This window comes from Zobellia galactanivorans, from assembly GCF_000973105.1.
GTDB classification, from domain to species: Bacteria; Bacteroidota; Bacteroidia; order Flavobacteriales; family Flavobacteriaceae; genus Zobellia; species Zobellia galactanivorans.
This window is the reverse complement of record NC_015844.1, coordinates 2,691,499-2,706,700: the sequence shown is the minus strand read 5'-3', so window position 1 is coordinate 2,706,700 and position 15,202 is coordinate 2,691,499. Positions and strand designations below refer to the sequence as shown.

The following is a 15,202-nucleotide window of genomic DNA, read 5'->3' as shown; positions in this document are numbered from 1 at the left end:
GATGGCGGATCATCACCGCCACCCGAACATAATCCAATAAAAATTGCCGTTACGAACAAACGTACAAGCACTTTTATTGCCTTTTTACTTTTTTATGATTTTTACATTCACCACTTTATCGAGCATAATTTTTGCAAAATAAACACCCGATGGCCGATTTCTTAAATCAACCGTAACCTTGCCCGAGGTTATCGTATAGACTTTTGAGGAAACTAATTGGGACTGAAGGTTCAATAGGTCAATTTGAACCGTGTCCTTATGTGTAGGCAAATGAATCTCAACCAAACCATCCGTAGGGTTCGGGGCAATGGACACATCGTCGTAGGGGCCTACGATTTTTTCAAGCACCCCTTCGCAATCCTTATTGGACCGGACCTGAACTAGGTCGCCATCCTCAACATTTACGGTAAAGGATTTTGAATTGGTTTGATATACTTGATTGTTATTAACCTGCACCCGAAATGGCGGTGTTCCCTTCTCGATATCCAAAGTCATTTTTTTGGATGCAACGGAAGATTTACCCGATATGACGGCAGCCTCTTTTACCTCTAGATGATAACAGGCCTTATCCTCTTGGTTTTTGGTTTCAACACACAATTCATACTTACCCGGTGACACGTTGTCTATGGTCAGGTCTTTTGTAAAATCAAACTTTTCCCCATTAAAGGTTGCCGTGTAGTTTTGTTCTAAATCAGCAACAATATTTACCTCTCCGTTATCTTTATCGTGGCAGGTTTCTTCGGTAGTGGAAACTTCAAACCGGTTGTCATCTGCCGTTCTTTTCCTCACCTCCAACAAATACACGGTTTCCGGTTCCATAACAAAACTAGCATCTAACTTCTCTCCCGTCAACAAATCAACGACGACCAAATCTTCAGAAGTATTCTTCAGTTGTAGTTCTATATTGGCGCTTTCTTTTCCGATGTTTATAATATTGATAATATCTTCTCCCTGTGGACTTCTATAGCCTCTAGAAACACAGCCTTTTAAACCTAAGCCATTGGTTTCCTTTAAAGTTACATTCGGGAACCTTCCTTTTGCCTTGGCAATTCCCAAAGCACTGGAAACCACATCCGATGCCGATGCACTAGAAATTATTTTTCCTCCCTTTCCCGTGTTCAACCCTAGGCCATGACTTCTTCCATATTCATCTTTTTTAAGGCTTTCGGCATCTACAATAATGGTACCTCCCTGGTCCAGGTAAGCCTGTAGTGCTTCCAATTCCCCCTTCGTTACATATTCCGTCTTGTTTACAACAATAACATCCCACAGTGCATTGTTTTGCCCAGTGATTATCCTTTCTGTCGCAAAACCTATGGGCAGGCCTTCAAAATAGAGTGATTCATAGATTTCGAAGAGCTCATCCATATGCTTCTTTTTGTTAATGGCCGATGTTTCCGAGTAAAAAATTCTAATGGGCTGCCTTAAATTCTGCAATGCATCAAGATGTTCCGAATATGAATTTATATCCATCATGGTAGATGTAATCTCATGTATTACCTGCGGTTGGTTAATTGGAGAACCTGCCAATTCTTTTTCAGAATCGTGGCCCAGTCGCAACGACCCATCTTCAAGTCTAGGCCAAAACCAAGTTTGAGCTGAATTCATACCTTGTAGAACAGCCAGCCAATAAACCGACCTTACATATTTTCGGTCTAAAAATAAATCTGTAAAGGCAGGAGCCTGCAAAAAGTGAACTTCGGAATTGTAATTGACCTTATTGGGAGAAACCGACCTAAAAAAATCATAGGACATACTGAGGTCCCTCCAGAAAAAATGGTACCGGTCTTCCCAATCTTGTGGCGCCCCCCACCGAAGTGAGTTTTTTGCCCCGGCATCGTTACCGATATGGTCCGTTATGCTGGTCAACATCTCAAAGTCCAATCCATGATGTCTATCATTTCCCGCCCATTGGGAGGGAATCAGTTTAATATGGGTCTTGGCATCAGGGTCGTATTTTTTCACCTCATCATGCAAAAAAGAAAACCAGTTGTTCACGCGGCTCTGATTGAACTTCATAAGATCGTACCATACGGGCCCACCTCTCTCGGTTTCGGGCATCGGAACGGTTACGGACACCTCATCAAAACTCGAATAATTCTTGCCCCATACTGTGTTCAAATTAGAAATATCGCCGTGTTTGTTTTTTAACCAATCCCTAAGACTATCCTTGGCGTGGTTAGAGAGCTGAACCGTCTCCCAAGTACCCGACAGGTTCCAATGGGGTTCGTTGCTCAACATATAGCCCTGCTCAACATATTTCTTTCCTTTTAGATTGGGAATGGTCCCCTTGAACAATTTTCGCATAACTTCCTTGGCTCCAGGGCTACTAATATCATACTTTGTAAAAAGACCTCCACCTATACGTATATCAGGATATTTTGTTTCCAACCAACTAGGAATACGGGTATGCCCTATAAACAATACCCCAAAATTACCTGAGGGTCTACCGCTTATATCGCCCAAGACCCATGGCGAAATATCTCCTGCTTCATTTTCCACCATGTTTGCATCCATATAAAAACTTCCGTAATTTCCAAAATAAGTAGTTATATCATATGGGCCGGCCTTATCTTTTTGCCAGGTATAATCCGCTAAAAAAATCGGTTTCCCATCAAGTACCTGTTTGTTGTTTTCATAGGATATTCGGGTCCAATCGATACTAGGTATCGGTTTTCGGGTTATCTCTCCGTCGATCAACCGGTTTAAAGTGGCCATAGCGTTATCGAGAACGGTGATTACCTCGCTACGTTCAAAGGAAGGTAAGTGTTCAGCAAGATTTTTAGCCGTAGTTCCATGAAACGTATGTAACCCATCGAACATCTTCTCATAGGCTGTTTTATTTTTCTCGTCCCAGTTGGCATAGAACAAGAATATTTCGGCAAGCCGTACGGCCATTTTCTCTTTTGTAGGGTCTATCCCCAATTCTTCCGCCTCTAAAATACGCTTGTTCAAGGCTTCTATTTTAGTTTCGGCTTCTTCTTCGGTACCCGAAAAATCCTCGATATTTATTTGGGGGGTTCTTGTTCTTTGGGCCACAGAGGTAAAGCCCACAAGACATGCAATAACAAGGTGGGCAAAATGGATTAAAATTCTATTTTTCATAGGTTCTATTATAGGTTATAGTATAACTTCCATAGCCTATCCGCCAACAAAAAGTCAGAGGCGAAAAGACTTAGAAGTCCTTCTAATATTAAGTTTTAAGATATGATTGTAAGGGGCAATCCTTATAATTGTTTTAGGGGCGATCTTTCTTAGTATCTTACATAGTTTATGATTTTAGGTTGAAAAAGTATAGTTTAATTTCCCCTTGGCGCAATTCACGCCAAAGGGAAAAAACTCAACTAACTCAATGCGTTAATAATTATGTTTACGGACGGGCTTCCAGCGGGGTTAACCGTATATCGTCTATATAAAAGGTCTGGGATCCGGAAACACCCGGATTGTCAAACTTTCTTACGCCCACATTTAATCTTTCCATAGCTCCGGTCAACTGAATATCTGCCGAATATTTTATCCATTGTCCATCAGGGCCCTCACTAAAATCAATTACACTTACGACCCAATCGGGGTTAGTGTTGAGCGCCAAGGCCCCGATAGTGGAACCCGATTCCCTAAAAACCTCAATGGAAAGCCTGTAGGTTCCCGCATTGGGCACAAGCGCCGCGGTCTCAGCCGCCGGTAGACCCCACAACCAAGAAACATCGGGTGCGGCCGAAAAATCATCGGCATGATACCTTACCACACGTACTCCATCAGCTGCAGTAATTTCTTGAGTTCCCCAGAAATACCATGGATTGTTATGTTGTGTCCAAAAGCCTGCGGTATTACCGCCATCTCCCCTATCGTCTTCAATTTCGAAGCTATATCTTTCATCGGCTTCAAGGACACTATCCCCTAGGTGCGGGATTACTTTTTTATCATTGAATATTTCCAATGTTCTTTTATCAGTGGATTGGATATCACCCCCGACATATGACACCAAAATCTCATCAGAATTATAAATAGGTTCTGCCAAGGTCAATTCAAGAATCGACCCATCGGTCTCATTTACCCCGATTGATTGTACCGCAATATCTTTATCAAATCCGGCGGCCGCATTTACAACGTTCACGGTGAAATTTCCATTCTCCCCTACCAAGGAAGCTTGATCAATTACACCTGCAACCTGAAATGATAATTTTTCCGTTTCATCTTCGGTGATTTCACTCAAAATCTCAAAGGGTTGAGAGGAAGAAACCACCCTAACCTTTAAAGGAATCGCCCTAAAATTTGAGGTTTGGGGTAAAGGGTCTATTCGAGAAGACCTTATATTACCCACATTCGTGGTGGTCCCAAAATTCAAAAAAGCAACCTCGACAATAGAATCGTTCGATGTTTCGGGCGTTCCGGTTATATTCCAGGTTCTAAAGTTGGGCCGTCCTACAAGGGATAAGTCTACGAAGGTCAAGGTTTTGTTTACTTCAACATCAACAACGGGCCATGTACTCGGATCATCACTTGTTTTATCATCTGCCCCAATATTTAAAATTTCCTCACCATCTTTAAGAACTTTAAAAGCAGGTTTTACATCTTTTGCAAAGACATCCACCTCAAAACACTTTTCAAATACCCACTCATCACCATCTTGAACTGCCGAAATAGGTCCGTCCTCCGTCTGTATCGTAACCTGTTCGCCAAATGTATTTTTTAGGCAAACTGTATTGAGCCCCTCTTTCACGAACATTACGTGAACCGTTTTATCGGTGCTGGTCAAACCTAGTTCTTCGTCAATAAAAGTAGGCAATGAATCACCGGCCGTAAAACCTGGTCTCAAAAAGAAGCTACCCTCTTCAATGACCCATTCATGGGTGATGGCACCTTGTGACGCATCTAAAAAGGATATAAAGTCTTTTTCCGCAGATACGTTAAACGGGGAACCTGGAAACACACTAGTGTACCACGCCATATCGGACAAGGCATCAGGAGCTTCATATTCATCGTCATTCTGGCAGCTCGACAGCAGTGCCAAAAAACATAACATTACTAATTTTATAGTTTTCATAAATGGGCTTTAACGGTTAGTCAATACTTGAATTGCTGGTTACTTCACTCAGAGGAATAGGCAAATAATCGTGTAATTCGGGATTATAATTCTCGGCTGTCAAATCGTATTCAAAATCGACCAACAATTCAAATTCGGCCGGTTCAGGACCCATAATCACAGATGCGTCGTTCCACCCTTTGGTACCGTCCAATCTTGTAAAATTATAAGGCACGGCATAATAGACTTCACTTGCCAATCTATCAAAATTCGATTTTATAATGCCCCACCTTCTTAGGTCGGCCCATCGAATGGAATGCCCCTCATTTGACAATTCCAGGGGTTTTTCCACGTACATTAAATGATCCATTAAGGTTTGTGCGGTGTACATAAGGCCGTCAAAGGTATGACCGCCGTCTTTAACAGGACCTAATAGCTGTAGCCCCCATCTTTTTCTAATTGTGTTTATATCGTTCAAGGCCTCGGAAAGATTACCCATTTGAATATGGCACTCAGCACGCATGAGGTACACTTCCGCCAATCTATTAACAATGACGTTCTTTCCTGAATTCCATGAACCTTTCGGGTTATCATCTTCACTTTTTAGATGATCGTGGTTACTGTATTTTTTAGAATGTCCGAAACCCCAGCCCCTTGCTCCTTTTTTCATGTTTTCGCTAACATTATCGTCTAAATAATACAGGGTTTGCTCATCTTCGACCAAGGTTACCATTTGTGAAGCCCTTAAAGGAACATTGCGTAATTTTCGTCCCTCTATCGCATCGACATAATAATTTCTTTCGTCCAATGGATCCATAGGTTCCGTCTTGTATCGGTATTGGATCCAAGCCGGCATAGACGTGGTAACACCCGAAAAGAGAAAACCATACCTGTTTGTTTGACTCAACTCATCCCATTGGTTCAGCTCTGGCCTATGAATAACATTATAGGGAATCTCGAAAATAGATTCCGAATTAAACTCTCCTTCAATTGTAAAGAGGACTTCCGGATCTACGAGTCTATATCCATACTCGGGATTGTCAATGACATCGTTAAATAAATCAAGTGCCTTTGTATACTCTTCTTCATAGAGAAAACTTGTTCCTAATATAGTAGCGGCCGTTCCTGCGGTTACCCGGCCTTGGTCAGCACTAAGGTTTTCATACTTAGCCGGTAGATTTTTGTATGCATATTCTAAATCGGCCCTAAAAAAGTCTAAGACTTCGCCAGAGGGCGAAACCCCTTTATTGAAATCTTCTTGGGTTACGGGAACCTTGTCCCTTAAAATCACATTCCCTTCATTAAAGGAAGTATGCAAATAGAAATGGAACAAACCTCTAAAGAAACGGGCTTGGGCCATTTGCAATGTCCATTCGTCTTCATTGACCGTTCCCTTTAAACTTTCAAGACCGCTAATTGTCTGGTTCGCCCTAGATATCCCTTGGTACAGTCCCTCCCATTTCTTTTGTATGGAATTATCACTATTGGTATATGTTTTATAATAATAGGTTCTCCCCTGTCCGTCACCTGGTGTTGGCCTCCCAAATCCAGGCCACCCCATATCAGAACGCCATGATTCTTCCACCAAGCAAAGTATATAATGATCGAATAATGTAGCGTACGTGGCGGTTAGCGTACTATTTGTATCGTCTAAATTTTTCCAGAAGCTATCGGTGGAAATTCTATTTGGGTCAGTTTGATTTAAAATATCGTCATCGCACGAACCAAGTGACAATGCCAGAAATAAAATTGAAAAAAAGTATTTTTTAGTAATTCGTATCATAACAATTGCACATTAAAAATTAAATTCCAGTCCAAATAAATATTGGGTTGATATTGGGTAGTTCCCCTTATCCAACCCTCTTGCACTAATCCCGCCTCCTATTTCGGGGTTGTAGCCCTCATACCCAGTGAAAGTCAATAAATTTTGGGCAGTTGTGTAAACCCTTAATTTGCTTACGCCTATTTTTTGTACGATTTTTTTTGGTAGACTATACCCCAAAGTCAAGTTCTTAAGCCTTAAATAATCTCCATCTTCCAGCCATAGATCGTTATACCCCCTAAAGTTGGGATGTGATTTTATATCTCCCCTAAAAGCTGGGATAGGGGTCGACGTATTGGAGTCGGACCAAGCGTAGATCAGGTCTTTATGTCTTCCATAGCCATAGGCCGTAGCTTTAGAACCATTCATGATTTCATGCCCCAAGGCGGCATACCATTGCATGGAAAAATCAAAGCCTTTATAGTCTAAATTAAAGTTATATCCGATTTCATACTCCGGCAAACCACTGCCACTATATACCCTATCTGCATCCGATATAGTTCCATCTTCGTTCGAATCAATATATATAAGGTCTCCCAATTTTGCCGCTGGATCGATTTTTTGGTATTCTTCCAATTTTTCGGGAGTATCGGCAATACCGTTGGTTCTTCGTAAGAAAAAAGCGCCGGCCTCATACCCCTCCGCCAATACGGTAACCTGAGATTCCGGTCTTGCCCCGCTAACCAAACCATAATCGTTGGTAAACAAGAAACCATTGTCGCCATTTATTTGGGTAATCTTGTTTTCATTAGTGGTGAATGTCCCGTTCATATTAAAATTCAAGTGTCCAATTTTACCTCGATACGCCAGGGCCAGTTCCAGTCCTTTATTGGTCATATTACCCACATTCAGCACAATCTGTGAATTGCCACCTCCTCCAGCCGAACCGGGCAAGACAACAGGGAACAACATATCTTCGTTTTCGATATCATATATATCGGCAGAGAGTGTGACCTTGTTTTTAAAGAGCCCTATATCCGCTCCAAAATTGGTTTCTTTTTTCGTTTCCCATTTTACTAGGGCATTGGCAAATTCCGATTGGGCCGAACCGATATTCAATATACCATCGCCCGTACCAAATGGAAAGTCTATTCCGTTTGCAATGGCTGCAGAAAAAGCATAATCCCCAAACCTATTGTTCCCTAAAGACCCTTTATTGGCCCTAAGTTTAAAATTATTGACAACGCCTTTTAAGGGTTTCCAAAAGCCCTCATCCGATACATTCCATGAGGCGGCTATTGAAGGAAAAAGCCCCCAGCGCTTACTCTCTCCGAATTTTGAAGAACCATCTCTACGAACACTGGAGCTAATAAAGTACCTCCCTTTGTAGTTGTACTGTAATCTTCCTAAAATTCCCAGAATGGTGGAAGTATAGTAATTTCCCGATTGTGCGTCAGGGTTTATGGTAGCATTGTCCAAAACCCGAATATCATTGTTCAATACACCGTATTTTTTGGCACTAAAATCCTTACCACCATATTCTTCCCGCGTGTACCCGCCCGTCATGGTCAGGTGATGACCGTCGGCCAGTTCCTTCTTAAAGGTCAGCACCGTCTCCCACACATTGGAGGACCTTTGGAATGCACTACTTTGCGCAAAACTATTGGCGGGATTGGTCAAAAGCTCCCCTTCCTTTGTAAACACCGGTGTATAGCCCAAAAACTTATCTCGATACCCGTTAGTTTCGTTAATTCCGATCCTAGACCAAATATTAAGTCCTTCTACAATTTGATAGTTAATATTAAATGACGCGAAGGTTCTTATGACCCTTTCTTCATCCGTACTGTTCAGACTATTCAAAACCCATCCCAACCTATTGGATTCCGTAGACCTGATTTCCACCAAGGGTTCATCTTGATCCAATGCTTCCAGACCTTGTTGCGTAGGAAGGTATCTAATGACCTGGTTGATGATACCCCCTGGTTCCCTAGACTGATCTTCCCTACTCAACCCCACACTGGCATTGATTCCCCATTTACCATGGTTATAGGTGGTATTTACCCTAGTGTTAAATCTCTTAAAATCTGAATTTATAAGTATTCCTTCCATATCATACAAGCTAGTTGACACATTATACTTTATATCGTTGGCGCCGCCCGATACGTTGACCGCATAATTCTTAAATGGAGTATTATCCCTAATTATGATATCCCTTACGTCCGTATTGTTTTGAAATCCCATAGGGCTTCTGGCCAAGGTCAATACGGTGACATCATCGGTACTACCGGTTTCGTTTCTAGCAGTAACCAAATCGAAATAGGTTTGTTCTTCGGTATTCATCAAATCAATTCCGGAAGCAATTTTTTGGAAACCATAGGATGCATTCAACCTTACGGACAAGGCCCCCTGTTTGCCTTGCTTCGTTGTGATCAAAATTACACCGGCCGCGCCCCTGGTTCCGTAAATAGCCGCAGATGAAGCATCTTTCAAGATATCTATGGATTCAATATCACCGGGAGCTATTCTTGGGTCTCCCTCTTGTGGAATTCCATCAACCACGTACAAGGGGGTATTTGATCCTGAAATACTGGTTATTCCCCTTATCAATATTTCAGATGCGGCCCCGGGTTGCCCAGAACTTACCACATTGACCCCTGAAACCTGCCCTTGTAGCGCCGTACCCAAATCTTGGGTAACTATATTCTCTATATCTTCAGATTTTACACTTGCCACGGCCCCTGTCAATTCTTTTTTCTTAACACTACCATAGCCGATTACCACAACCTCATCAAGGTTTTCAACATCGGTTTCCATTTTCACATTTACAACCGGACTCGAAACGGTAATGGTGCGTGCCTCCATTCCTATATAGCTAAACTCCAAAACATCGCCTGTTTTAGCCTTTATCGAATAGTTCCCGTCAAAGTCGGTCGATACCCCTACGGCGCTTCCTTTTTTTACGACCGACACACCTGGGATCGGCACCCCCTCATCGGCATCTATAACCGTTCCCGTAACCGTATTGGGCTCTTGGGCATGCACGACCATGCCGGTACACAAAAACAATAAAAAGAGCACTAGAGTACCATCTCCCCGCCACTTTTTAAAGCTTGTTCTTTGTTTTAATTTCATAGGTTTAAAATTAGTTAGTTAGTTGCCGACCATCGATAACAAGTCTTACAGTATCGACGACCGGCCAAAGGTTAAATACTCGGTTTTATATTAAAGCCATACCTCGCTCAAGGTAACCGCCGCTTACTTTTCGTTCACTTATACAATCCCATAAATTCTATTTATCGCAAATCGCTTTCAACCGCTACTTCAAGTTGGGCATCACAGGAACGTGTACTCCGGATAAGTTCAAAATTCCCTGATGTTTTTATTTCAATTCCCGGTATCCGATAGTGCAGTCTTAAAAAGCATTGGAATTGATAAAAAAGAATCCTCAAAACACATCAAACCAACAGTAACCATTGGTTTATCAATAACAAAGCCCAGCTGTCGGCAGCAGCCTGTTCGCACACCAATTGCAAATGAATCTATAAGGTCAACAAAGTGGGTTGTGACGGTAGAAACCCCTTACAACTTCACCCTTTTTCATTACTAGAGACACACAACTGACAAGCAAACACAACTATTTTTTAGAGCACTTAACTTTCTAAAAAACATTTTGACATTTTCCATAATCAATGCTTGGTTATCAAATATTTAAATATAAAGGAAGAACAAAATGTTGCACCGTAAATTAAAAATGCTCACCAGTAAATCAATGCAATAACAAATTGAATTACAGTTCTATAAGCCGAATAAACATGTAGTTCAACAACCAGCTCAAAAAATTCGCTGACACCATTTCGTGGTTCTCTTGTTGAAGAGGAAATTAATTTTATTCCATAATATATCTATATTCGGCTATGGTTATGGTTTGTCGCAAATTGTTGTGCTCCACTTGAATGTCATCGAAAATGACCGAGCTTTTTGGAAAAACAAAAGTAGAATTACATATGGAGAGCCGATCCGCTCCCCTCTGAACAAATTAAACACAGTGACATATGAAGTTATTGATGAATTATATATTTCTTCATTTAGTATTGTTCCTGAACAATGCTCCCGTCATGGCCCAAAACCCAATTCCCTCGACACAGTTTACCACCAGTAACGGATTGGCCCATAATGGCATAACATCCGTATTGGAAGATTCAAACGGATATCTTTGGATAGGCACTTACGAAGGCTTAAGTCTTTATGACGGTTATGAATTCAAGACCATTAAAAACACAAATAGTCAGAAGCCTTTGAGCAATAACCGGGTAAGAACATTATTTGAGGATAAAAACAAAAACATTTGGATCGGTACCGATGAAGGTCTTAGCATCTACAATACTTCAAAAGAAGAATTTAAGGAAATCACAATGGATGGCCTTTCTAAAAAAAATGGCGACAGCCCTGTAATACGGAGCTTCTCGGCAAGTAGCGGTTTTGTTCTTTGTGCCACCGAAAATTATGGTATTTTATTGTTCAAGGACGATTATAGTTTTGTGGGGACCTATCCGCTGCCCGTTCAAAAATTAAAATCATCGATAATTTACAATGTAGCTAAGCTTGACCCTTTCAACTATTTATATACCACTTCTGTAGGTTTCTTCATATTCAACTTAAACACCAGAACTTTCAAAAGAATCTTACGTAAACATATTTACGCATGCACCGCTATAGAAAAAATTGATAAAAACACCTTGCTAGTAACACTTAATGAAGGTGGTATAGCCCTTGTCGAATTTGAGCAAAACAATGACTCCTTTCGCTTTAAACTCATCAAGAAAGCCTTCGTTAAAAAAATTTTCAACAGTTGTATGGTCGACAATACCAATCAAGTTTGGCTAGGACTACTCTATAATGGGTTTATGCGGATAAACAATGCATCAGACCTTAAGGCCAGCGCCCCATACGAGACTTCTTACTTTGAGTTTGAAACAGGAAATATAAAAAGCAGTTGCTTTTATCAATCATCATTAGGGGATTGTTGGTTCGGCACTTTCAACAAGGGACTATACCAATTCAAATCAGACACCTCCCCTTTTAAAAAGACCGATACAACTATAGGCGCCCCCCTTGGTTTTGGACATAACAACATTACTAGTATATCCGCAATAGACCCGAAAAGAATCTACCTTAGTTCAGAACTGGAAGGGATTCACTTGTTCAACACCGAAACCCAAAAATTTGAACACACAAATTTCAATTTCACCAAAGAAGAAAGACAAAACTCGGGAACCGTCTTTAACGATTCGCGAAAGAACATATGGTTAAAGATCAAAGACATCGGTTTGTGCAGAATACCCACGGGCCGTAAAAACTACCAAGTCGTAAAAACCGATAAAAAAACCTTACCCACTTACATCCATATCAATTCCTATATCGAAGACAAACAAGGAAACATATGGCTAGCAGGTATGACCGGGGTATATAAAATAACCTTGAACAAGGCCAACGAAGTTATCAATATCGAGGAACTGAACGAAAACGCCCTGTTTAAGGACAGCAAAATAGGACACGTGCGATGCATATACGCAGACCCATTGGATACCAACATCTGGATCGGAACACATAAAAAAGGATTGTTCAGGATAAACTCCGAAGATTCCTTGAAAAATGCCCAGATACAACAATACAAAAACGATGTTTCCAATAGTTTTTCCCTACCCGTAAACTTTGTGAGTTCGATAATACGTCTACCTAACAACGAACTATGGATCGGGACCGAAGGTGGGGGGATATGCAAAATGACAGAAAGTGAAACGGGAACAAAATTCATATCTTTTACCGAAGAGCATGGCCTATCCAATAATGTAGTAAAAAGCATATTACACGATAAAGACCAGAATCTTTGGATTGCGACGAACATTGGCCTGAATAAGCTTGATACCAAAAAAAACACCATTAGAAAGTTCCATTCATCCGACGGGCTGCCTTTTGAAGATTTCTGGTATTCCAGCGCCTATTTAAAAAATGGCTACATGGCTTTCTCAGGCCTAAACGGCATTTGTTATTTTAAACCCGAAGAAATACCGAACTGCGAACCCTTGCCCAAATTTGACTTTGGAAACTTTAAACTGCTCAACACAACCATCAAGGCGGGTGATTCGATAAACGGAAGGGTACTTTTGGATAAACGGCTGTCCGAAACCGAAAACCTCGTATTAAAACACAATGAAAACGTTTTTTCCTTGGAGCTCACAAGCCTCCACTTTGCCAACCCAACAAACCATAGTATAAAATATAGGCTGTCTCCATTGAACAAAGAGTGGATCAGGGTCCCATCACATCAAAAAACTATTTCCTATAGTGGGTTGCCCCCAGGGGAGTATCAATTACAGGCCATGGTTTCCAATTCTCTAAACGAATGGACCAAACCCAAACAAATCAATATATCTATCATTCCTCCATTTTGGAAAACAAATCTAGCCTATGCCACCTATATTCTGCTTATTCTGATAGTTGGTTTCATCGTAAACCGTACCTTAATGAAGATTCAGGATTTAAACCATAAGGTAGAGATCGAACAACTTAAAATCAACAATGTAAAAGACGCCAACGAGGCCAAATTGCGTTTCTTTTCGAATATTTCACATGAGATAAAAACCCCCTTAACTTTAATAGCCGGACCAACCAACGCACTAATAGAAAGGTTTAACGGAAACCCGGAACTTACCGATAAACTGAACCTAATAAAACGCCAACTAAAAAAAATCTATGAACTTATAGAACAAGTACAAGATTTCAAACGGGCCGATGACAATCTTTTAAAAATGACTTATTCCCGCTTTGATTTTAAGGACTTTCTGGAGGAGGTTATAGCAGACTTCAGGTTTATGGCCATGAACGACAAAAAAAGCATAGAGGTGATAGGCGGTAAAGAATCACTTATTGTAGTCGCTGATCGTGACAAACTAGAGAAAATTTTAAACAACCTACTCAACAATGCATTCAAATACACTAAAACCAATGACAAGATTGCGGTCGAATTTACCGATCAAGACAAAGACCTTATCGTATCGGTTACGGACACGGGCATTGGTATTGACAGTGTAGATTTAGATCATATTTTTGAAAGGTTTTACCAATCGCATAAAAAGCAAAACAGTCACTTAAGTGGATCTGGTATAGGCCTGGCCTTTTCTAAACGACTCGTAGAAATGCACTACGGATACATTAAAGCGGAAAGCAAATTGGGCGAAGGCACTAAAATCACGATGAAACTACCTATTGTAAAAAGTCAATCCACCAAAGATAAACTCTCGTTAAAAGAAATAAAACTCCCTGAAGAAAAAGAAATTGCCTTCCACCGTGACCAGGCAAACGAAAATGCTCCCGTTCAAGTAAAAGTAAGCGGAAAGTTCTCCGAGTCCTTAATTTTTTACGTGGAAGACAATCTAGAAATGAGAACCTATGTAACTGAATTGCTATCGCAATATTTTAGGGTAAAGAGTTTTAGAAACGGAAAAGAGTGTTTAGAGGCCCTGAAAGAGCAGTGGCCCGATATTATAATCAGCGACATACAGATGCCGGAAATGAACGGTCTAGACCTTTGCGTGAACATTAAATCCAATTTGCAGACCAGTCACATTCCGGTAATTCTTTTAACTGCGTTGACCAATATAAAAGACCATATACGTGGTATTAAAGATGGAGCCGATGCCTACATAAAAAAACCTTTTGACCCACAAAGGCTGATTACCACAACCGAAGCCCTATTGACCAACCGTAAGCGCTTAAGCGAAAGGTACCAAATAGGCATTCCATTGACCAAAGACAACAAAAACAGTAGAAACGACAATGCCTTTCTTGATAAACTGTATAGTTTAATCGAAGAAAATGTAGACAATCAAAACCTAGATTTAAACAGTCTGGCCAAAAAGCTCTATCTGAACCGCACCCATTTTTATCAAAAAGTAAAGGTTTTAACCGACCAGACCCCCTATGAACTATTAAAGAATTATCGCCTTAAAAAGGCGGCCAACCTATTGATTCACGAAAAGCTCTCCGTTCAGGAAACCTGTGAACTAACAGGATTTAAGAGCACTTCCCATTTCAATAAACTCTTTAAGGAAAAATATGGCGTCACACCTGGAAAATATTCAAAGCAAGCGATTTAATGAACCCTTCGATGCACTTAGCTATCTCCAAAACATAAGCTCTTACTTCATTGCGCCCTTTATCTTTGGGGTTTCGGATTGCAAAAAACAAAAATTCAGATAAGTACCAGAACGTCCCCTGCATAATTAAACGTTTCCTTTTCCTCCTCCCCTATATCTTATATCCCAAAACCTGATATCCGCCTTGGATCGTAACAGGTCTTTCCGTTGAATATTAATAATTCACATTGGGTCTACCGATGACGCCCTTTAAATTTGACC

The 15,202-nt window shown here is 40.8% G+C and carries 5 protein-coding genes; 1 reads left to right on the top strand and 4 read right to left on the bottom strand.

All coding sequences use genetic code 11. The features are described from left to right. Positions 1-84: 84 nt before the first annotated feature. The 4 genes from ZOBGAL_RS10905 to ZOBGAL_RS10890 form a co-directional block, all read right to left on the bottom strand. Positions 85-3,105, bottom strand: coding sequence for a beta-galactosidase (locus tag ZOBGAL_RS10905; RefSeq protein WP_013993663.1), 3,021 nt, complete (start codon positions 3,103-3,105; stop codon positions 85-87). 265 nt (positions 3,106-3,370) lie between these two features. Further along, positions 3,371-5,044, bottom strand: a complete 1,674-nt coding sequence (locus tag ZOBGAL_RS10900; RefSeq protein WP_013993662.1) for a lipoprotein — start codon at positions 5,042-5,044, stop codon at positions 3,371-3,373. A gap of 16 nt (positions 5,045-5,060) precedes the next feature. Beyond that, the gene (locus ZOBGAL_RS10895; protein WP_013993661.1) at positions 5,061-6,806 is read right to left on the bottom strand and encodes a RagB/SusD family nutrient uptake outer membrane protein; all 1,746 of its coding nucleotides are present in this window, start codon (positions 6,804-6,806) and stop codon (positions 5,061-5,063) included. A 12-nt stretch (positions 6,807-6,818) separates the two neighbouring features. After that, positions 6,819-9,917: a SusC/RagA family TonB-linked outer membrane protein gene (locus ZOBGAL_RS10890; RefSeq protein ID WP_013993660.1), complete on the bottom strand. Its 3,099-nt coding sequence runs from the start codon at positions 9,915-9,917 to the stop codon at positions 6,819-6,821. Between the two features lie 920 nt (positions 9,918-10,837). Between ZOBGAL_RS10890 and ZOBGAL_RS10885 the strand changes: the two genes are divergently transcribed. Next, positions 10,838-14,941 carry a hybrid sensor histidine kinase/response regulator transcription factor gene (locus ZOBGAL_RS10885; protein WP_013993658.1) on the top strand — a complete coding sequence of 1,368 codons (4,104 nt, stop codon included), beginning with the start codon at positions 10,838-10,840 and terminating at the stop codon, positions 14,939-14,941. Positions 14,942-15,202: the final 261 nt, after the last annotated feature.